Below are 21,242 nucleotides of genomic sequence, written 5' to 3'. Positions count from 1 at the left end.
AGCAATATGGCAAAACGTAAAACCGCTTATGTATGTTCCGACTGTGGCGCAGAGTTTCCACGCTGGCAGGGGCAGTGCTCAGAATGTAAAGCATGGAATACAATAAGTGAGTTTGTTGTAGCCAGTGCCAAAGCATCTACGCGTCAATCGACGTCCGGTTATGCTGGGCAAACTGCGGCAAAAATTGAGACTTTGAATGCCATCGACCTTGAGTCATTGCCTCGATTTAGCTCAACATTTAAAGAACTCGATAGAGTACTTGGCGGTGGTATTGTGCCTGGCGCTGCAATGTTGATAGGCGGCTCGCCGGGGGCAGGGAAAAGTACACTGCTCTTACAAGTCATGTGTCAGATGGCAAAAGTAGAAAAGGCACTTTATGTCACTGGTGAAGAGTCGTTGCAGCAAGTTGCAATGCGCGCGAAGCGCCTGAACCTACCTGATGACAAATTAATGATGCTCGCTGAAACCAATGTCGAGACCATTTGTGATTTGGCGCTTACCCAAAAGCCTAAAATTATGGTTATTGACTCCATTCAGGTGATGCATGTCTCCGACGTACAGTCGGCACCTGGCAGTGTTTCTCAAGTAAGAGAGAGTGCTGCGTATTTGACGCGCTTTGCTAAGCAAAATCACATTGCCATGTTTATCGTGGGTCATGTCACTAAAGATGGCAATCTAGCGGGCCCTAAAGTGCTCGAGCACTGTATTGATAGTTCAATGATGCTAGAGGGAGAAAGTGACGGGCGTTATCGTACATTGCGCAGTCACAAAAACCGATTTGGCGCGGTAAATGAATTGGGCGTTTTTGCTATGACAGAGAAAGGATTAAAGGAGGTTAGCAATCCTTCGGCTATTTTTCTCAGTCGCGGTGAGAATGAAACGCCAGGGTCAAGTGTGATGGTTATCTGGGAGGGGACGCGACCGCTACTTGTTGAAATTCAAGCGCTGGTTGATTATTCCCAAATGTCGAATCCTAGACGAATTGCAGTGGGGCTAGATCAAAATCGTTTGTCGATGCTTTTGGCAGTCTTGCATCGTCATGGCAATGTGCAAATGAATGACCAAGATGTATTTGTAAATGTCGTTGGGGGCGTAAGAGTTTCTGAGACAAGTGCAGACTTAGCGTTGTTGCTAGCCATGATTTCAAGTTTTCGAAATCGCGCGTTGCCCCGTGATTTGATTGTATTTGGAGAGGTTGGTTTGGCAGGTGAAATACGGCCAGTGCCAAACGGGACCGAGCGTATAATAGAAGCTGCCAAACACGGTTTTAAGCGCGCAATCGTACCTAAAGCCAATGCGCCAAAACAGCCTATCAATGGAATGAAAATTGTGCCTGTTGCGCGTTTATCAGAAGCACTTGACGCTCTCGAGTAGAGCGTTAACTGGTAACACTATGATGTGGTTTATCGAGGTACTTGGTAAACCGCATTAACCAGTGCATTTAAGTCTTTTTCCTCAATATCCATATCTGCGCTATTTAGTGCTATTAATCTGCGAAGCGCACTTACACTGTCTACGTCCATTCGTTCAACCTTGCAACCCAGTGAAACCATATCTTTGCGGCTATCAGAATGTCGATAGAGCTGTGAGATGTACAAGGTAATCAGTGGGCTGTCATCGTTAGCTTGAAACTTCGCAATGTAAGGCTCATGACTGTCAAAAGGCAGATGAGCAAGCGCTGATTCCATAGCTTGAAGCTTTATTCCTTGTAGTGATACGTCACTGACCATTACCTCTATATCGGTATTACTATGAGACAGTATCCCATTTACGTTTAATGATACTCGCTGAAACTGGCGCTTATCTGTCATGCCACACTACCTTCTGCCTGTTCTTATGCTCAGTATTGGACAATTCAGGGCGCATGGCAATAAAAAAGCCCTCGATAATGAGGGCTTTTGGCAACACATGTGGACAGTGTTCGACTATCGCGTTATTTGGCCATTCGCTTGTATTTAAGACGATGTGGCTCAACCACATCTTGTCCAAACTCTTGCTTCAACCAGCTCTCATAATCTGAGTAGTTGCCTTCAAAGAAATTAATATTACCTTCGTCACGGTAATCCATAATGTGTGTTGCCACACGGTCAAGGAACCAGCGGTCGTGCGAGATAACCATTGCGCAGCCTGGGAATTCCAATAGCGCATTTTCAAGTGCTCGTAATGTTTCAACGTCCAAGTCGTTAGTTGGCTCATCCAGTAGCAATACGTTGCCGCCCGCTTTCAATAGCTTGGCAAGGTGAACACGGTTTCGCTCACCACCGGATAGGTCTTTAATGAACTTCTGTTGGTCAGTACCTTTAAAGTTAAAACGGCTACAATATGCACGGCTGTTTATTTCAAAGTTACCGATTCGGATAATGTCTTGGTCGTCAGAAATCTCTTTCCAAACGGTGTTGTTTTCGTTCATGTGGTCGCGGAACTGTTCTACCGCAGCAATGTGCACCGTTTCACCTAAATCGATGTTACCCGAGTCTGGTTGCTCAGCACCGGTTAGCATTCTAAACAGTGTTGACTTACCTGCGCCGTTAGGACCAACAATACCGACAATCGCACCTTTAGGTACTTTGAATGAAAGGTCGTCAATAAGTACGCGATCACCATAAGATTTCTTAAGGTTAGTGACTTCGATAACTTTGTCACCTAGGCGCTCGCCTGGTGGAATGAAAAGCTCATTTGTTTCATTACGCTTTTGATAATCGCTAGTCGACAGCTCTTCAAAGCGCGCCATACGGGCTTTGCTTTTTGCATGACGGCCTTTCGGGTTTGAACGTACCCATTCAAGCTCTTGCTTCATGCTCTTCATGCGGGCTGTTTCTGCACGCTCTTCCTGTTGCAAGCGGTTTTCTTTTTGCTCTAGCCATGATGAATAATTGCCTTCCCATGGAATACCTTCACCACGGTCAAGTTCTAATATCCAGCCTGCAACGTTATCTAAGAAGTATCTATCGTGGGTAATCGCGACTACGGTACCCTCGTAGTCGTGTAGGAAACGCTCTAACCATGCCACTGATTCTGCATCTAAGTGGTTAGTGGGTTCGTCTAGCAGCAGCATTTCAGGCTTTTCAAGTAATAGTCTACACAGCGCAACACGACGGCGTTCACCCCCTGATAATTTGCTTACATCAGCGTCCCAAGGCGGTAGACGAAGTGCATCTGCTGCGCGCTCTAATGCATTGTCTAGGTTGTGACCATCTTTCGACTGGATAATTGCTTCTAGCTCGCCTTGCTCTTTTGCCAGCGCGTCAAAATCGGCATCTGGGTCTGCATATGCTGCATACACTTCGTCAAGACGAGTCAGCGCATGTTTAACATCAGCAACGGCTTCTTCAATGTTGCCTCGAACGTCTTTTGATTCGTCTAATTGGGGTTCCTGGGGTAGATAACCCACTTTAAGACCTGGTTGAGGACGGGCTTCACCTTCGATGTCTGTGTCAATACCCGCCATAATGCGCAGTAGTGTCGACTTACCAGCACCATTCAGACCGAGCACACCAATTTTTGCGCCGGGGAAAAAACTAAGAGAGATATTTTTTAAAATGTGTCTATTCGGTGGAACAATTTTGCCCACGCGATGCATACTGTATACGTATTGAGCCATGCTCGATCCTCGCTAGAAAGCGGTAAAACAAAAGAATTAGTCAAATTTGATAACACCCATTACAAAACGACTTGATTAGAGCGTATACAAACTGAAATAGATGGTGTCGTATTCTACTCGTAACAGGATAGATTGTGCCAGAGGCTATCGTCATTTACTCCTGTTCTTGCTGTAATTTTGAGCACTTACCGAGAAATGTGCGATTAAAACATCAAAGCGTGTGGCGATTTAATGTAAACTTAGTCAACAATAAAGTTAGTGCATGTTTGCCACTATTGCATTGTAAGGCAATAGGATATGCGCCATATAGTAATTAAACATCCGAACAGGTACATCGCATGACTGCTATGAATAAACGCACATATAGTTTGGAAGAACTCGCTAATCACGTTGGCGGTGCAGTTCAGGGAGAGGGCAGTGTTGTCATCTCTGCGGTTGGCACCCTTGCTGGGTCTGCTGAACATCAGATTTCTTTTCTTACCAACCCTAAATATAAGCCGCAATTAAAAGATACCAAAGCAGGGGCTGTTATTCTTCACGAAAGTTTAAAAGATGATAGTCCGGTACCAGCGTTAGTTGTTGCTAATCCTCACGCGGCTTTTGCTCGCATAGCTCAGCTTTTTGATACCACACCTGTTGTAGCAAACGGAATTTCAGAATCAGCAGTCATTGCGCCGTCAGCGCGTATAGGTAGTGATGTGTCACTGGGACACAATGTCATCATTGAAGATAATGTTGTACTGGGTGATCGCGTAACCATTGGTGCTAACTCGGTTATTCGCAAAGGCACGCACATCGGGGAAGCGTCAGTTATTCATCCAAATGTGACTATTTATCACGATGTGGTTATAGGCAAGCGGGTTACTGTCCATAGCCAAACGGTGATTGGCGCCGCTGGTTTTGGTTACGCAAATGATAAAGGAGTGTGGCTACCTATCCCTCAAACAGGGTCAGTCCGCATTGGTGATGACAGCCAAATTGGTGCAAGTAGCAGTATTGATAGAGGTGCTATGGAAGACACAATTCTTGGCACCAACGTCATAATCGATAACCAAGTCCAGATTGGTCACAATTGCATAATAGGGGATCACTCTTGCATATGCGGTGCTACTGGAATTGCAGGTAGTTGCCATATCGGTAAACACGTCATCATTGGCGGTGGTGTAGGTATTAATGGACACATTAGTATTTGTGACAACGTACAGGTCACTGGCTATACCATGATTGTTCAAGATATCACTGAGCCGGGCGTTTATTCTTCAGGACAACCTGCGCAAACTAATCGTGAATGGCGAAAAAATACAGTTCGCCTGCAGAAAATTGGAAGCCTTTTTGACCGCGTTAAAATGCTCGAAAAACAGCGCTAATTAATTATCGGCGTAGGTATATCGTTAAACCTACGCCATTTGTATTAATTTCGTAATAAAGCGGTATACACGGGGCTGAAAATGACTAGAATATGGCCTCAAATTGAGCTATCGGCGCAGATACTAACCTGCATAGGCTATTGGCAATACCGCAGTCACTTATGCAGATTGGTATTATTTTACGCCACATTAAAACCGCAGTTAAGGAGCCCCCATGTTTTCTCGCGAAATGAACATAGCTGACTTTGACCCAGAATTAGCCGATGCAATGGCAAAAGAGGTTGAGCGTCAAGAACATCATATTGAGCTAATTGCCTCTGAAAACTACTGTAGCCCACGCGTGATGGAAGCGCAGGGTTCACAACTTACTAATAAGTATGCAGAAGGTTACCCGGGCAAGCGCTACTACGGTGGTTGTGAGCACGTTGACGTTGTTGAGCAGTTAGCCATCGATCGTGCGAAAGAACTTTTCGGTGCGGAATACGCAAATGTTCAGCCACACGCAGGTTCTCAAGCTAACTCTGCCGTATTTATGGCATTGCTAGATGCTGGCGATACTGTATTAGGTATGAGCTTATCTGAAGGTGGCCACCTTACTCACGGCTCTCACGTAAACTTCTCTGGTAAAACCTACAATGCGGTTCAGTACGGTCTAAACAAAGAAACGGGTGAAATTGATTACGCTCAAGTAGAAGCGCTTGCGAAAGAGCACAAACCGAAAATGATTATTGGTGGTTTCTCTGCGTATTCTGGCGTTGTAGATTGGGCTAAGTTCCGTGAGATTGCTGACAGCGTTGGCGCGTTCCTATTAGTTGACATGGCCCACGTTGCTGGACTAGTTGCAGCTGGTGTTTACCCTAACCCGCTTCCTCACGCGCATGTAGTGACAACGACGACCCATAAAACCCTTGCAGGTCCTCGCAGTGGCTTGATCCTTTCTGCTTGTGGTGATGAGACTATCTACAAAAAGCTAAATAGCTCGGTATTTCCAGGCAACCAAGGCGGACCACTTTGCCACGTTATTGCGGCTAAAGCGGTGGCGTTCAAAGAAGCACTTCAGCCAGAGTTCAAAGCGTATCAGCAGCAGGTTGTTGCAAATGCGAAAGCCATGGTTGCAGTAATGATTGAGCGTGGTTACAAGATTGTTTCTGGTGGTACTGACAACCATTTGTTCCTTCTTGACCTCATTGACAAAGACATTACAGGTAAAGATGCTGATGCAGCATTAGGTGCAGCAAACATCACGGTTAATAAAAACTCGGTACCAAATGATCCGCGTTCACCGTTTGTAACCAGTGGTCTGCGTATCGGTAGTCCAGCAATTACTCGTCGTGGCTTTAAAGAAGAAGAAGCGAAGCAAGTTGCAAGCTGGATCTGTGACATTCTTGACAACATGGGCGATGAGTCTGTTATCAAGCGTGTGCAAGACGAAGTTGTAGCGCTTTGCGCGCAATTCCCTGTTTATAAGTAAATAGGTTTGTCTTTTATTGCGTACTTTGGTAGTAATGCAGAGATAACTCTGATGAGAACCTAAGTACGCAATTGTTAAGGATATTTTATGTTTTGCCCTTTCTGCTCCGCGCAAGAAACCAAAGTGATTGATTCTCGCCTTGTAGCGGAAGGGCATCAAGTGCGCAGACGTCGCGAATGCATCGTTTGCCATGAACGCTTTACCACATTTGAAAGCGCAGAATTGGTTATGCCTCGCGTAATCAAGCGCGATGGCTCTAGAGAGCCGTTTAACGAAGATAAATTGCGTGCTGGGCTACAACGTGCGCTAGAAAAACGTCCCGTCAGTACCGAAAAAGTAGAGCAATGTATTTTATCGCTTAAGTCTGAGCTTCGCGCTACAGGTGAGCGAGAAGTAGAAAGTGAGCTGCTGGGTAACTTAATAATGAAAGCACTTAAAGAGCTAGATAAAGTTGCTTATGTACGCTTTGCATCGGTCTACCGCTCCTTCGAAGATATTAGAGAGTTTGGAGAAGAAATAGCACGATTGGGCGACTGAGGCGAAACCCGCTTATCACAGGATAAATTGTGGACCACGCTATTATAAATAGAGACTATCATTGGATGGCAAAAGCTATCCAACTTGCCAAAAAAGGCCTTTACACCACGTCACCTAACCCTCGCGTTGGTTGTGTTATTGTCGATGAAAGTAATCAATTGATTGGCGAAGGCTTCCATATTCAAGCCGGTACTCCTCATGCGGAAGTTCACGCTTTAAGAGAAGCCGCGCTTTCAAGAAAACAGGGCGCGAAAGGGGCTACTGCTTATGTCACGTTAGAGCCTTGCAGCCATTTTGGCAGAACACCGCCTTGTGCCGAAGCGCTAGTGAGAGCGCAGGTTGCACGCGTTGTAATAGCGATGACTGACCCCAATCCTAATGTAAGTGGAAACGGTATTCGCATTCTACAAGATGCAGGTATTGAAGTGGTTAGCGATGTAATGGCTGCTGAAGCTGCAGCGCTGAACCCTGGCTTTATCAAACGCATGTTGACGGGTGTGCCCTTTGTTCGTGTAAAACTTGGCATTAGCTTGGATGGTAAAATAGCGCTGGGCAATGGCGTTAGCCAATGGATCACAGGGGCTGAGGCTAGACGCGATGTGCAACATTATCGCGCAAAAAGCTGCGCAGTACTGACAGGCTCTGGTACCGTCAAAGCCGACGATCCAAGTCTACTGGTAAGAGTAAATGAAGCGGGCTTTACAGATTACCCTCTGGAGAAAGTGAGGCAACCGACCAGAGTAGTCGTGGATAGCAAGAACGCGCTAGGTCAAGACTACCAGCTGATGAAAGATGGTCACACCACACTTATTGCTACCACGCAGGCCCAGCCAGATACCGCCAGTGAACACTTTATTTGCGTAGATGAGCAAGAGGGAAAAGTTGATCTTAGTGCGCTTTTGCAAGCGCTTGGTGACAAGCAATACAATGAAGTATGGGTTGAAGCCGGGCCCGGACTTGCTGGAGCATTACTTAGTGAAGGCTTAGTTGATGAACTTATTTGTTATCAAGCGCCTAAATTATTAGGCGATAAAGGCATCAGTATGGTGAATTTGCCCGATTTTACATCGCTTGATCAATCTATTTCACTGACGCTCATTGAAAATCGGCAGGTGGGGAACGATATTAAGCTTATCTTCCGTTCAGATGTTAGCAACACAACACGCTAACTTCGCTTAAGAGGAAATCTATGTTTACCGGAATTATTCAGGCGCTAGGCACTATCCAGAAGTTGGATAACCGCGGAAATGACATTCGCCTTACTGTATCGTCACCTACCTTAGACATGTCTGATGTGGCGCTTGGAGACAGCATTGCCACTAACGGTGTGTGTCTAACTGTTACAGATATGGGCAAAGACTTCTACTGTGCAGACGTTTCAGCAGAAACCATCAAATTGACGGGGTTTGCGCATTATTCAGCGGGTTCTACTGTTAATTTGGAAAAGGCAATGCGTCCAACAGACAGGTTTGGTGGACATATTGTTTCTGGTCACGTCGATGGCGTTGGTACAGTAACTCAAATCATTAAACACGCCGACTACATAGAATTTTGGGTGAAAGCACCCGAAGATCTTGCCAAGTATATTGCGCACAAGGGCAGTATAACCGTTGATGGGATTAGCCTTACGGTTAATGAAGTTAATGGCGCTGAATTTATGTTGTGGATCATTCCACATACATTAAAAGAAACGATTATGGGCACGTACAAAGTCGGTACAGCAGTTAACCTTGAAGTAGATGTTATCGCACGATACTTAGAGCGGTTAATGCTAGGTGACAAAGCGGCTGAACCGAAAAGCAAAGGCATTGATATGGCCTTTCTTGCCGAGAACGGATTTTTAAAAAGATAACCCTACAAGAAGCACAAATTATGGCATTTAACACTACACAAGAAATTATCGAAGACATTCGTCAGGGCAAGATGGTCATTCTGATGGATGATGAAGATCGCGAAAATGAAGGCGATCTGATTATGGCGGCTGAGCATGTCACCCCTGAAGCCATAAACTTTATGGTTACCCATGCACGCGGCCTAGTGTGTTTGCCAATGACGCAAGAACGCTGCCGAACACTGAATTTACCGCTAATGGTAGATAAAAATGAAGCGCAGTTTTCTACTAATTTCACGGTTTCTATTGAAGCTGCTACGGGGGTAACGACTGGTATTTCTGCGGCAGATCGCGCTACGACAATACTTGCAGCGGTTGCTAAAGACGCTAAAGCTACTGACATTGTTCAGCCTGGGCATATTTTCCCACTTATTGCCAAAGATGGTGGCGTGTTAAATCGCGCTGGCCACACTGAAGCTGGGGTTGATTTACCGCGATTGGCAGGGCTTGAGCCCGCAGGCGTGATTGTAGAAATTCTTAATGAAGATGGCACCATGGCACGCCGCCCTGAGCTGGAGAAGTTCGCCGAAAAGCACAATCTTAAAATTGGTACTATTGCCGATCTTATCGAATATAGAAACTTAAACGAAACCACTATCGAGAAAGTGGCACAATGTAATATGCCAACCGAATACGGCGACTTTGAACTTCACACGTTTAAAGACAGTATTGATAACCAACTGCACTTTGCATTGAAAAAAGGTGACATTAAAGAAGATGAGCCAACGTTAGTACGTGTTCACCTTCACAATACCTTTAGTGATCTTCTCGGCTCAACACGCGGTATTCATCGCTCGATGACGCTTGCTGATGGCATGCGCAAAATATCAGAAGAAGGCGGTGTGTTGGTACTGTTAGGTAAAGAAGAACATATTGAACATCAAGTACGTCGCTTTGCAGCTGAAGATAGAGGTGAGCGTCCTACTGGTGCAGACTGGCAAGGCTCATCACGCACTATCGGCGTGGGTAGCCAAATTTTAGCATCAATGGGCGTGCACAAAATGCGCTTGTTGAGCAAACCCATTAAATATCACGCCTTGTCAGGTTATGGCCTTGAAGTCGTGGAGTACGTTCACGACTAATGTACTAAGTTGAACTAAGTTCAACTTAGTTAAAGCGCGGAGGGGGCATGTCCATCGCAAACACGCGGTGAATACATCCATGTACGCTCCGCCACCGCATCCATGCGGTGGAGGGTTTGTGATGGACATGCCCCCTCCACACTAAAGTTCGCACAACCAGTACTTGATGAATAGTTAAAGTTAAAGAAACAATCGATTTTGTTTGGGCGTAGTTGTGGTATACTTCGCGCCGTTTTTTCTCGAGGAATGAAACCATGCAGGTAATTGAAGGTAATATCAGAGCAACCGGTAAGAAGTTTGCTATCGTAGTATCACGCTTTAATAGCTTTGTTGTAGAAAGCTTACTAGAAGGTGCATTAGACACACTAGAGCGTCACGGTGAAGTAAGTGATGACGATATCACGCTAGTACGTGTACCTGGTGCTTACGAGTTACCTGTAGTGGCTAAGAAGCTCGCCGAGAAAAAGTCATTTGATGCCATCATCGCTCTAGGTGCAGTTATTCGAGGCGGTACGCCGCATTTCGATTTTGTTGCTGGTGAATGTAATAAAGGTCTTGCGCAAGTATCACTAGAGTACGGTGTGCCAGTATCATTTGGCGTGATCACAACAGATTCAATTGAACAAGCAATCGAACGTTCAGGGACCAAAGCGGGTAACAAAGGTGCAGAAGCTGCACTAGGCGCGCTTGAAATGGTTAACGTAATCGATGCTGTTGAAAAGCTTTAAGGTAAACATTAAGTGAAAGTTTCAGCTCGTCGTAAAGCCCGTGAATTAGCCTTACAAGGTGTCTATTCATGGCAAATGAGTCACAACGATATCCAGCAAGTTGAACTGGCATTAGCAACCAGTAATGACATGCAAAAGGTGGATATGGCATATTTTCAAGCTTTGTTGCGTGGTGTGGCACACAATGCAAGCAATCTTGATGCGACAATCAAGCCTTACTTAGGCCGTTTGCCTGAAGAACTGGACGCTATTGAAAAAGCCATTCTTCGCATTGCGACACTAGAGCTGACGGAGCGCATCGATGTGCCTTATCGCGTAATTATTAATGAAGCGATTGAACTTGCTAAGGCTTTTGGTGCCGAAGAAAGCCATAAGTTCATTAATGGCGCATTGGATAAAGCTGTGCGCACATTGCGCAAAGATGAGCGCGACTAACCTTACCGTGGCGGCAAGGATTGCCGCTAAAAGGGTTTAAAAATTACCGTGAAAGAATTCGATCTTATCGGCCGCTATTTCTCAAACAGTGGCCACAAACGCAAAGATGTTGTTATTGGTATTGGTGATGATTGTGCTGTAACAACGGTTCCAGAAAATCAACAACTCGCTGTTACCACAGATACGCTGGTCGCTGGCGTACACTTCTTAAAAGATGCACCTGCCAAATCAGTAGCTTACAAAACGGTTGCCGTAAACTTAAGTGATTTGGCTGCCATGGGCGCCGAGCCAGCTTGGATTAGTCTGTCGCTGTCTTTGCCTGAAGTGAATGAGCCTTGGCTTGACGACTTTGTTAGTGGGTTACATGAGCTTACTCAATACTACTCAGTTCAGTTAATTGGTGGTGACACCGTTAAAGGGCCTATGGCAATGACCATTACTGCCCAAGGCTTCATCCCGCCTGGCTCTGAGTTAACGCGAAGTGGTGCTAAGCCTGGTGACTGGGTTTATGTAACGGGGACTTTGGGTGATGCAGGTGCAGGTCTGGATATTCTGCAGGACAATATTGAGGTGGCTGGTGAAGCGAAAGACGTGTTAATAAATCGTCATTACTTTCCCACACCACGAGTGGCTGTAGGTACAGCTATCCGTCGAATTGCAACTTCGTGCATTGATGTCTCAGATGGGCTGATCTCTGATTTAGGCCATATTCTTAATGCGTCAAATTGCGGTGCAAATGTGCATGTCGACAGGTTACCGTTATCCAGAGCACTTACTAGTGCAGTTTCACCAGAGCAAGCCATTGAGTATGCATTATCGGCTGGCGATGACTATGAGCTCATTTTTACCGTTGGTGAAGAGCAGCGTGGCAGTCTTGAAACATCTTTGGCGAGTACCAATGTAAAGGCGACTTGTATTGGACAGTTAACAGGGCAGTCTGGTTTGCTTAGTTTGCTTAAAGACAACGTAAAATACACGCCTACAAATCCTTCAGGTTACGAGCACAGCTTTTAGGCTGCAGGATGTAAACCTAAAGTACTACGCTAAATAAGAGAAACCATTATGCAAGCAGAGTATCGCGCCAGAGTCAGTATGAAGAATCCGGTACACTTTCTGGCTCTTGGCTTTGGTAGTGGTCTAGTGCCTTTTATGCCAGGTACGTTTGGCTCATTAGCAGCAATCCCTTTGCTTGTTTTATGTGCCAATGTATCGATTATTTCGTTCGTCGCGCTCACACTTATATTTTCTATTGTTGGTATATATCTTTGCGGCAAAACTGCAGATGATATGCAAGTGCACGATCATGGTTCTATCGTTTGGGATGAAATAGCGGGCATGTTTGTGACATTTCTGCTTGTCCCAATCTCACTATCTACTTTAGTGATTGGGTTCGTCCTATTTCGTTTGTTTGATATTTTAAAGCCTTGGCCAATAGGTATCATTGATAAACGCTTACACGGCGGTACAGGTATCATGTTAGACGATTTAATCGCTGGTGCTATGGCTTGCGGATGTTTACATCTATTAATGTGGTTTTGGCCAGCGTCACTGCAGTTTATATAAGCGTGTAACCCCACACTTACCTAATATAAAAAAGCCCGCGTTTGCGGGCTTTTTTTATGTGCTTAAATTTGTATAGGCTTGAATAGGAGATTAGTGACCTCGCTTTATTTCGTGAGTTCCTGTATAGCGTTAACAATACCCTTGGTATCCAAACCATGCACGTTATACATTTCTTGCTGCGTACCTTGCAAAATAAAGCTATCAGGCAGCCCTAGTATCTTTACTGGCTTCAATATGCCGTTTTGTTGCAAATGTTCCAGTACCGCGCTGCCCGCTCCACCCATAATACAGCCGTCTTCCAGCGTTATGAGTGCATCATGTTCACTGGCCGCTTTCATTACTGCTTCGCCGTCTAACGGCTTCACAAAGCGCATATCAATAACCGTGGCATTGCATTCTTCAGCCGCTTCTATTGCATAAGGCAATAAACAACCAAAGTTTAAAATAGCGACGCGCTTGCCATCATCCACATTTGATGAACGTATCAGACGAGATTTACCAATCTCAAGTGCAGTCATTTCCTCATCTGGTGTAATACCCATACCAGCGCCACGCGGATAACGCACCGCTGCTGGTTTTTGAAGCTTGTGGCCTGTATAGAGCATTTGTCTGCATTCATTTTCGTCCGCAGGGGCCATAACCACCATGTTAGGGATACAGCGCAAAAAGGCGATATCAAATGCGCCCTGGTGGGTTGGACCGTCAGCGCCAACAATGCCCGCTCTATCAATCGCGAATAACACAGGTAAGTCTTGAATGGCGACATCGTGAATTAGCTGGTCGTAAGCGCGCTGTAAAAATGAAGAGTAAATTGCTACAACCGCGTTCATGCCATCTTTTGCTAATCCTGCACCGAACGTGACGGCGTGCTGCTCTGCGATGGCAACATCAAAGTATTGGTCTGGGAATCGCTGCGAGAACTCAACCATACCTGAGCCTTCGCGCATCGCGGGCGTAACAGCCATCAACTTAGGATCTTGGGCTGCCATATCACATAACCACTTACCAAAAATAGCCGAGTAGGTAGGGGCTGAAGGTTTCGATTTAGGAAGCGCATTATCAGCAGGGTTGAATTTAGGCACAGCATGAAACTTGATAGGATCCTGTTCGGCTACGGCATAGCCTTTTCCTTTTTTAGTTACTACATGCAGCAACTGAGGGCCTTCAAATTTACGCATGTTGCGCAAGGTATCGACAACAGCGTTAACATCATGGCCGTCAATTGGGCCGATATAGTTAAAACCTAATTCTTCAAAAATAGTACCAGGTACTACCATGCCTTTTAAGTGCTCTTCAGCACGGCTGGCGAACTCTTTAATAGGCGGCACATTACTTAGCAGCTTTTTGCCACCATCACGAATAGAGTTAAAGAAATTACCGGTGAGCAATCTAGCCAAATGACTATTTAATGCACCTACATTCTCAGAAATCGACATTTCGTTGTCATTAAGCACCACAACCATGTCTTTTTTGATATCGCCAGCGTGGTTCAGCGCTTCAAATGCCATACCTGCTGTCATAGCGCCATCGCCGATAACGGCAACTACTTTGCGGTCTTTGCCTTCTTTTTCCGCGGCAACCGCCATTCCCAGGGCTGCACTAATTGAGGTAGACGAATGACCCACTGCAAAGGTGTCATAATCGCTCTCTGGTGGCCATGGAAAGGGATGCAGTCCATCTTTTTGACGGATTGTGCTCATGCGCTCTGCACGACCGGTGAGAATTTTGTGTGGGTAGGCCTGGTGCCCAACATCCCACAATAATCGGTCGAATGGCGTGTTATACACGTAGTGCAGCGCCACCGTTAATTCGACTGTACCTAAGCCTGAGGCAAAATGGCCACTTGTTTGGCTTACGCAATTAAGTAAATACTCACGCAACTCATCAGCTAACTCGCGCAGCTTGTCTTGAGGCAGCTGTCTCAGCTTTTCTGGTGTTTGCGCAAGCGCAAGCGTTGGGTAATGTTGGAGATCTAAACTCATGTACTTATTATCTTTTTCAACATGGCGCGTGGCTAGTGGTCGCGTTTTACCAAAAGCTCGCTAAACGCAATTAAACTGTCTGTATTGTAGGGTAAACGCGACAAGGCTTGAAGTGCATTATTATGAAGAACTTCTAACTCTTGCTTGGCGCCATCTAGGCCCAACTTGGCGGGAAACGTGTTCTTGCCAAGTGCCTGATCTGAGCCTGCAGGTTTTCCTAACTGCTCACTACTGCCTTCAACGTCAAGAATATCGTCTTGAACTTGAAATGCCAGACCTATATCAGCCGCATATGCCATTAAATCGGCCTGAGCTTGCACAGTAAGGTCTTCGCTCACGATAGCTATCATTTCTATACACGCTTTCAACAGCGCACCTGTTTTTAATTTATGCAGCTGTTTTAATTCTTCGAGTGAAATGGTTTTGCCCGTACTTGCCAGGTCTATCGCCTGGCCACCACACATGCCCAAATAGCCAGCACTTTTTGCAAGAATAGAAAGCAAGTTACTGCGCTTAGTTTGTGCATAATTGCTAAGTGGCGCATCTGCTAGCACACTAAAAGCAAGTGACTGGAGCGCATCACCAGCAAGAATTGCCGTGGCTTCGTCGAAGGCAATATGACAGGTAGGCATGCCGCGGCGCAGGTCATCGTCGTCCATGGCTGGCAGATCATCATGCACTAAGGAATACGCATGAATACACTCGATGGCCATACTAATCGCCATTTGGTCTTTCTTTGGCACGTCAAGCGTGTTGCCCACTACCTGAACAAGAAGCGGACGCATGCGCTTACCGCCGGCGAGCAACGCGTGACGCATTGCGTCTTTTAGTCGCGGAGCGTAATCGGGTAACTCGTCAATTAGTGTAAGAAGAGATGCATCAGTCTGTTGTTTCACTTGCTGATGCAAAGCAGAAAAATTCATAGATTACCTGTTAGTTAAAAATGAACGATTTAAGGTTGTTCACTTTCAGGAAGCGTTTTTAATGTGTCGTTACCTTGCTCGCTAAGCAGTATCTTTACTTTTTGCTCAGCATTTTCAAGCGACTTTTGGCCTTGGCGAGATAATGCGATTCCGCGTTCGAACTTTTCCAATGCTACATTGAGTGGCAAGTCACCGTTTTCCATATCGTTCACGATGGCTTCTAATTCCGCAAGGGTTTCTTCAAAAGAAGTTGCGTCTTTTTCAGTCGTCATAAAATTCACTCAATTTTGTGGCCAAATTACATGTACGCGCACATTAACTGAGGGGTGCACATGGGTCAAATGGTTTGTCCGTATATTGCCTATAACGATGCAAAAATCGAACAATCGGTAAACTCAGTGGGTAGTGAAAGGTAAAAGGGCGTACCAAATTAAATGTGCTATAGTCCTCAAAATAGGTGGTAATGCGAAACATTGTTTTACGCAATCAGCGTTGCATTCCTTTTGCAAATTGCTACCACACTGAAATAAATGTGATATTTTTCAATAATGTCGTTTTAGTATTTTAATACTTTGCCGATAGAATACATGTACATCAATAGCACTGTCTGCACATAAATGAGGAAGAGTGAGTGGATTTAGCAACCGTCATAGGTATGTTGGGCGCCATCGGTTTCATAGTAATGGCTATGATATTAGGCGGCAGCATGAGCATGTTCATAGACGTGCAATCTATACTTATCGTTTTCGGTGGAACCTTATTCGTAGTCTTATCTCAGTTTACCCTTGGCCAATTCTTTGGCGCAGGTAAGGTGGCGGGTAAGGCCTTTATGTTCAAAATTGAGTCGCCAGAAGAGCTTATCGAAAAAATCGTAGAAATGGCAGATGCGGCGCGTAAAGGTGGGTTTCTTGCACTCGAAGAAGCTGAGATATCGAATGAATTTATGCAAAAAGGCGTAGACATGCTAGTTGACGGACACGATATTGAAGTGGTTCGTGCAACCTTATCCAAAGACATCGCAATGACAAGCGAACGGCATGACTTCGGCGCATCTATCTTCAAAGGTATGGGAGACGTAGCGCCAGCAATGGGGATGATAGGTACCCTAATTGGGCTTGTGGCCATGCTGTCTAACATGGATGACCCCAAGGCTATCGGCCCTGCAATGGCGGTAGCACTTTTGACTACGCTATATGGTGCCTTCTTTGCCAACGTAGTGTGTTTACCTATTGCATTTAAACTTGCTGTACGCGCAGGTGAGGAAAAGCTCAATCAGAGTCTCGTATTAGACGGTATTGTCGGTATTGCTGATGGTCAAAATCCACGCGTAATTGAAGGTGTTTTGAAGAACTATCTTGCAGCTAGCAAACGCGGTGCTGCCGAGGAAGAATAATGGCCGAAGAAGAATGCCCAAAATGCCCCCCCGAGGGGCTGCCCGCTTGGATGGGAACATTTGCAGACCTTATGTCTCTGCTGATGTGCTTCTTCGTGTTACTTCTGTCATTCTCCGAAATGGATGTCCTCAAGTTTAAGCAAATTGCGGGCTCGATGAAGTTCGCCTTTGGTGTGCAAAATAAAATTGAGGTTAAAGACATTCCGAAAGGAACAAGTGTTATCGCAATGGAGTTTAGACCGGGTAAACCTGACCCAACGCCAATTGAATCTATTCAGCAGCAGACCATTGAAATGACACAGCAGATGTTAGAGTTTCAAGCAGGCGATGAAGACTCGGCAGGGGGGCGTCAGAAGCAACGCGGTGAACAACGTGGCGGTCAATCTCAGCAAACTGCCAATGAGTCAGCATCGTCGGCTGAACAAAGCTCTGAACAAACACAAACTGCAGAATTGATGAAGAAAATTGCACAGCAGCTTCAAAAGCAGATTTTGGATGGCTCTATAGAAATGGAGTCTTTGGGGCAGCAGATCACCATACGTATTCAGGAAAATGGTTCCTTCTCAGCAGGCTCTGCATTCTTACAGCCACAATTCCAACCTGTTTTAAGAAAGATTGGTGTACTGTTGGCCGATGTACCCGGCGAAATAGAAATTTCCGGACATAGCGATGGGCAGCATATTGCCAATGAGCTTTATCGTTCAAATTGGGACTTGTCAGCACAGCGTGCTGTTGCAGTGGCCGAGGCCATGCGCACTGCGCCTGGTTTTGATGAAAGTCGAATGTCTGTAGTAGGCAAAGCCGATACTGCTCCCGTTGTCGAAAATGCAACTACAGCTCAAGATAGGGCCAAAAATAGGCGGGTAGAGATCAATATCAATCAAGGCAAGCCCATGCTTTCAAAGCCCATCTCTGTCATAGATGAATAAGCAGTAGTATTAATTCATTGAGCACAATAAAAACGGCGCATTTTCAGCGCCGTTTTTGTGAAGAATATAGATTGTTACTAGCGTGCGAGCGTTGCTCTAAACTGTGGTTTTGACACCACGAGTTGTACAGTACTTATCGTGCGCTCAAGGAACCCACCTTCGCAATATTTCAAGTAGTAAGTCCACATACGCATAAAGCGCTCGTCATAACCGTCTTTAAGCAGTTCGTCTTTAGCTGATATAAACGCTTCATACCAATGATTCAATGTCATTGCGTAATCAATACCAATATCATGTAAATCTCTTATCATCATATCGGTATGCTTTTTCAAATGGGCATTCAATTGATATTGCGATGGTAAAAAGCCGCCTGGAAAAATGTACTTTTGAATAAAATCCACGCTGTTTGAATAGCTATCATAACGTCTATCATCAATGGTAATAGACTGTAGTAGCATCAGGCCATTATCTTTTAAAAGCGATGAGCATTTTTCGAAAAAGTTACCTAAGAATTGTTTGCCTACCGCTTCAATCATTTCAATAGAGACGAGCTTGTCGTATTTGCCTTCTAATATTCGGTAGTCTTTTTTCAGCAAGGTAACGCGGTCTGATAGGCCTTCACGGGCGATCCATTCTTGTGCCCACGCATGTTGTTCTTCTGAAATAGTGGTTGTGGTTACTTTGCAGCCATAGTGTTTAGCAGCATAGACAGCAAGACCGCCCCAGCCCGTGCCAATCTCAATTAAGTGATCGCTCTCTTTAAGCTGTAATTTGTCACAAATGGTTTTCAGCTTATAGTTTTGTGCCGCATTGAGTGACGTATTCGCGTCGGGGTAAATGGCTGACGAATACATCATGGTGTCGTCCAAAAAGCGCGTATACAATTTGTTGCCAAGGTCGTAATGCGCTTCGATGTTCTTTTTAGCTTGGTCGCGGGTATTGCGTCGAGCGAAATGCTGTAGTTTATTTATTGGCATAGAAAGCCATTTAAATTTACTTTCCCACTTATCTAGTGTGGGCAGATTTCGAGCGAAAATACGCACAACCGCGGTAACATCGTCACTATCCCAAAGGTCGTCCATGAACGCTTCGCCTGCACCAACACTACCACCAAGTAGCAAACGCCGATACGCGCTCATATCTTTAATATTCACTGTGGCGCGCAATTCATCATTGTCGTCGCCAAATCGTGCGATCTCATCACCGCATTCTTGAATAATAAGACAACCAAAAGGCAGTTGCTTAAGGCATTGAAGAAATAGATTTCGGCACACTTTATCAGCAAGTGATACCTCTGAAGTTGTGAGTAGTACGGATTCACCAAAAGACATTATTATTGTTCCTGACTCTTTTCTGGGTGTGAATACAAGGGCGTTCTTTTTAAAAATAATTTAAGCGCTTGCCAGTATATTCCCGCCATCGTTTTAATGGTCATACTTGGAATACGTTTCATCGCATTAGAAAGATTCGCATCATCAAGCTTAAATTTCTGTAAGTTTATACCTGCACTGAATTCTTTATCGTCACGTACGCAGTCCATCGCTAAAGAAAGTGTATGGCTAGGTTGGGAAATTCGCCAGTGATAGGTCATATCCATCGGATTAAAAGGAGAGACATGAAAAGCTTTTTCGGTGTGCGCTTGTGTCTTCAAATCTACGAGATAGTGATGGCGCTCATTCCAAGGTGTGTTACTGACTTCGGCAAGAAGATGCGTGAATGTGCCTTGGTCATCGCGAAGATAATAGAAATTGACCGGGCTGAAATACAAACCCCACATGCGAATTTGTCCTAGCATGAACACATCGCCTTCTAGCGCAACATTATTATTAAGAGACTGCATTTTTTGCAGTACGGCTTGAGCAAGGGGCACATCTTTATCTCCTAGGTAATCTGAACGCTTAAAACGCGCTCGCGCTCTCTTGGAGGTAGAAAAATGTGAGAGGGTACTGTCCAATGTTTCAAGCTCATTGCCGCTAAGTTTTAACCAAAATAGATAAATGTCGTAGTCGAATTTATGCTGTGTAGGTTTAAACCGTTGATGGAAAACCGTTCCTCGATATATAGCGCTCTCTATCACAGTGTTTCACCAAAGCGTTCACACACATCTAGTGCGCTTCTAACACCATCTTCATGGAATCCGTTGTACCAATAAGCGCCGCAAAAATGAAGGTTATCAACGCCGCAAATCTTTCCTCTTTGTTTCTGCGCCTCGACCATTTCGCTACTGTACTGAGGGTGCGCATAGTCATATTGGCCTAATATCGTATCGTTATCGATGCTTGATGTGTTGTTGAGTGTCACGCAGTAAGTCGAAGGCACAGAGAGACGTTGTAAAATGTTCATATTATAGGTCACTGAAGCTGGACGCATTTCTTCGCTACTGTCTTCCTTTAAACGATAATTCCAGCTGGCCCAAGCAAGCTTTCGTTTAGGGAGCTGGCGAGTGTCTTTATGCATTACTACATCGTTGTTCGCGTATGGAATACTGCCCAATACTTGTTTATGCCAATCACTTGGTTCAGCAATCATGCGCAATGCTTGGTCGCTATGACAAGCAAAGATTATATCGTCGAACAACGCGCTGTTGTTTTGTGCATCAACCACTCGCCACTTGCCTTCGTGTTTTGACACTGATACCACGGCCGTTGATAGCTTAATTTTATCTTTAAAAGCGGCGACAAGGGGGGGAATATATTCACTTGAACCGCCTTTTATTGTGTACCACTGAGGGCGATCTGTGATGTTTAATAGCCCGTGATTATTGAAAAACTGCAGGAAGAAGGTCAGAGGGAAACGTCGAGTTTGCTCTAAACTGCTCGACCATATTGCCGCACACATTGGTAGAATATAGTACCGTGCGAAATCATCACTGAGTTGAAGCTCTTCGATAATATCCTGAAGTGTTAATAAAGATGTATCTCGCTTATCAGCAACCATTTGCTTACACGCTTTATTGAACTTTAATATGTCACGCACAATTCGCCAAAAACGAGGGCGCAATATATTGCGCCGTTGTGCAAACAAACTGTTTATATTGTTGCCGTTGTACTCAATGTTAGCTTTTTCGCTAGTGACGGAGAAGCTCATTTCAGTAGGTTGGTACTCTACACCTAATGACGTTATAAGCTTGATAAAATTGGGGTAAGTCCAATCATTAAAAACGATGAAGCCTGTGTCGATGTTGTGAACCTCGCCATCGTCTGTGATTTGTTTAGTGGCAGTGTGCCCACCAATGTAATCATTCGCTTCATAAACAGTTATGTTGTTCTGTTTGTTTAGTAAGTGGGCGCAGGTTAAGCCCGAAATGCCAGTACCAATAATGGCTATTTCTTTAGTCATC

At 45.1% G+C, this 21,242-nt stretch carries 21 protein-coding genes; 13 read left to right on the top strand and 8 right to left on the bottom strand.

Annotated elements, in window-relative coordinates:
• Positions 1–6 precede the first annotated feature (6 nt).
• The gene (radA, locus tag OZ660_RS13135) at positions 7–1,374 is read left to right on the top strand and encodes a DNA repair protein RadA (RefSeq protein ID WP_159626972.1); all 1,368 of its coding nucleotides are present in this window, start codon (positions 7–9) and stop codon (positions 1,372–1,374) included.
• A 29-nt stretch (positions 1,375–1,403) separates the two neighbouring features.
• On the opposite strand, the gene OZ660_RS13130 is transcribed toward radA, so the two are convergent.
• Positions 1,404–1,811 carry a PilZ domain-containing protein gene (locus tag OZ660_RS13130; protein WP_159626971.1) on the bottom strand — a complete coding sequence of 136 codons (408 nt, stop codon included), beginning with the start codon at positions 1,809–1,811 and terminating at the stop codon, positions 1,404–1,406.
• Between the two features lie 122 nt (positions 1,812–1,933).
• Entirely contained in the window at positions 1,934–3,601 is a 1,668-nt protein-coding gene (gene ettA, locus OZ660_RS13125) for an energy-dependent translational throttle protein EttA (RefSeq protein WP_202261977.1), read from the bottom strand.
• Positions 3,602–3,939: 338 nt separating this feature from the next.
• On the opposite strand from ettA, the gene lpxD reads away from it, so the two are divergent.
• The 10 genes from lpxD to OZ660_RS13075 all read left to right on the top strand — a co-directional run bounded on the left by lpxD (position 3,940) and on the right by OZ660_RS13075 (position 12,675).
• Complete coding sequence (gene lpxD / locus OZ660_RS13120) at positions 3,940–4,968, top strand: UDP-3-O-(3-hydroxymyristoyl)glucosamine N-acyltransferase (protein ID WP_226434239.1); 1,029 nt, start codon at positions 3,940–3,942, stop codon at positions 4,966–4,968.
• A 214-nt stretch (positions 4,969–5,182) separates the two neighbouring features.
• On the top strand, positions 5,183–6,439 hold the full coding sequence (glyA, locus tag OZ660_RS13115) for a serine hydroxymethyltransferase (protein ID WP_274741204.1): 1,257 nt from the start codon (positions 5,183–5,185) through the stop codon (positions 6,437–6,439).
• Between the two features lie 87 nt (positions 6,440–6,526).
• A complete protein-coding gene (gene nrdR / locus OZ660_RS13110) occupies positions 6,527–6,976 on the top strand; it encodes a transcriptional regulator NrdR (RefSeq protein ID WP_159626967.1) in 450 nt (149 codons plus the stop codon).
• A gap of 65 nt (positions 6,977–7,041) precedes the next feature.
• Positions 7,042–8,145, top strand: coding sequence for a bifunctional diaminohydroxyphosphoribosylaminopyrimidine deaminase/5-amino-6-(5-phosphoribosylamino)uracil reductase RibD (ribD, locus tag OZ660_RS13105; RefSeq protein ID WP_446698985.1), 1,104 nt, complete (start codon positions 7,042–7,044; stop codon positions 8,143–8,145).
• A gap of 20 nt (positions 8,146–8,165) precedes the next feature.
• A complete protein-coding gene (locus OZ660_RS13100) occupies positions 8,166–8,828 on the top strand; it encodes a riboflavin synthase (RefSeq protein WP_274741202.1) in 663 nt (220 codons plus the stop codon).
• Between the two features lie 20 nt (positions 8,829–8,848).
• Positions 8,849–9,949: a bifunctional 3,4-dihydroxy-2-butanone-4-phosphate synthase/GTP cyclohydrolase II gene (ribBA, locus tag OZ660_RS13095; protein WP_159626964.1), complete on the top strand. Its 1,101-nt coding sequence runs from the start codon at positions 8,849–8,851 to the stop codon at positions 9,947–9,949.
• Positions 9,950–10,203: 254 nt separating this feature from the next.
• Positions 10,204–10,677, top strand: coding sequence for a 6,7-dimethyl-8-ribityllumazine synthase (gene ribH / locus OZ660_RS13090; protein WP_014950088.1), 474 nt, complete (start codon positions 10,204–10,206; stop codon positions 10,675–10,677).
• A 12-nt stretch (positions 10,678–10,689) separates the two neighbouring features.
• Positions 10,690–11,112, top strand: a complete 423-nt coding sequence (gene nusB, locus OZ660_RS13085) for a transcription antitermination factor NusB (protein WP_014979773.1) — start codon at positions 10,690–10,692, stop codon at positions 11,110–11,112.
• A 48-nt stretch (positions 11,113–11,160) separates the two neighbouring features.
• Positions 11,161–12,126 (top strand): thiamine-phosphate kinase, encoded by a 966-nt coding sequence (gene thiL / locus OZ660_RS13080; protein ID WP_274741199.1) that lies wholly within the window; start codon positions 11,161–11,163, stop codon positions 12,124–12,126.
• Between the two features lie 48 nt (positions 12,127–12,174).
• Positions 12,175–12,675, top strand: coding sequence for a phosphatidylglycerophosphatase A family protein (locus OZ660_RS13075; RefSeq protein WP_159626962.1), 501 nt, complete (start codon positions 12,175–12,177; stop codon positions 12,673–12,675).
• A 104-nt stretch (positions 12,676–12,779) separates the two neighbouring features.
• Here the strand turns inward: OZ660_RS13075 and dxs are convergent, their stop codons facing one another.
• Genes dxs through OZ660_RS13060 form a run of 3 tightly spaced genes read right to left on the bottom strand, consistent with a single transcriptional unit; the run spans position 12,780 to position 15,852 of the window.
• Positions 12,780–14,657, bottom strand: coding sequence for a 1-deoxy-D-xylulose-5-phosphate synthase (gene dxs / locus OZ660_RS13070; RefSeq protein ID WP_274741198.1), 1,878 nt, complete (start codon positions 14,655–14,657; stop codon positions 12,780–12,782).
• A 32-nt stretch (positions 14,658–14,689) separates the two neighbouring features.
• A complete protein-coding gene (locus tag OZ660_RS13065) occupies positions 14,690–15,580 on the bottom strand; it encodes a farnesyl diphosphate synthase (protein ID WP_159626960.1) in 891 nt (296 codons plus the stop codon).
• 29 nt (positions 15,581–15,609) lie between these two features.
• Positions 15,610–15,852: an exodeoxyribonuclease VII small subunit gene (locus OZ660_RS13060; RefSeq protein WP_202261972.1), complete on the bottom strand. Its 243-nt coding sequence runs from the start codon at positions 15,850–15,852 to the stop codon at positions 15,610–15,612.
• A 359-nt stretch (positions 15,853–16,211) separates the two neighbouring features.
• Here OZ660_RS13060 and pomA point away from each other — a divergent pair, with 359 nt between their 5' ends.
• Both pomA and OZ660_RS13050 read left to right on the top strand, forming a co-directional pair.
• The gene (pomA, locus tag OZ660_RS13055; RefSeq protein WP_159626958.1) at positions 16,212–16,973 is read left to right on the top strand and encodes a flagellar motor protein PomA; all 762 of its coding nucleotides are present in this window, start codon (positions 16,212–16,214) and stop codon (positions 16,971–16,973) included.
• Complete coding sequence (locus OZ660_RS13050; protein WP_274741196.1) at positions 16,973–17,902, top strand: flagellar motor protein MotB; 930 nt, start codon at positions 16,973–16,975, stop codon at positions 17,900–17,902. The genes pomA and OZ660_RS13050 overlap by 1 nt, the downstream gene beginning before the upstream one ends.
• Before the next feature lie 77 nt (positions 17,903–17,979).
• Here the strand turns inward: OZ660_RS13050 and OZ660_RS13045 are convergent, their stop codons facing one another.
• From OZ660_RS13045 to OZ660_RS13035, 3 genes are read right to left on the bottom strand one after another with little or no spacing between them, the layout of a single operon-like run.
• Positions 17,980–19,233, bottom strand: a complete 1,254-nt coding sequence (locus OZ660_RS13045; RefSeq protein WP_274741195.1) for an SAM-dependent methyltransferase — start codon at positions 19,231–19,233, stop codon at positions 17,980–17,982.
• 2 nt (positions 19,234–19,235) lie between these two features.
• Positions 19,236–19,979: a DUF1365 domain-containing protein gene (locus OZ660_RS13040; protein WP_274741194.1), complete on the bottom strand. Its 744-nt coding sequence runs from the start codon at positions 19,977–19,979 to the stop codon at positions 19,236–19,238.
• Positions 19,976–21,241 carry an NAD(P)/FAD-dependent oxidoreductase gene (locus OZ660_RS13035; protein WP_274741193.1) on the bottom strand — a complete coding sequence of 422 codons (1,266 nt, stop codon included), beginning with the start codon at positions 21,239–21,241 and terminating at the stop codon, positions 19,976–19,978. Before OZ660_RS13035 ends, OZ660_RS13040 begins: the two co-directional genes overlap by 4 nt.
• Position 21,242: the final 1 nt, after the last annotated feature.

The sequence above is a fragment of the Alteromonas sp. 009811495 genome (genome assembly GCF_028865455.1).
In the GTDB taxonomy this organism is placed as follows: domain Bacteria; phylum Pseudomonadota; class Gammaproteobacteria; order Enterobacterales; family Alteromonadaceae; genus Alteromonas.
This window is presented reverse-complemented; position numbering and strand designations above follow the sequence as displayed.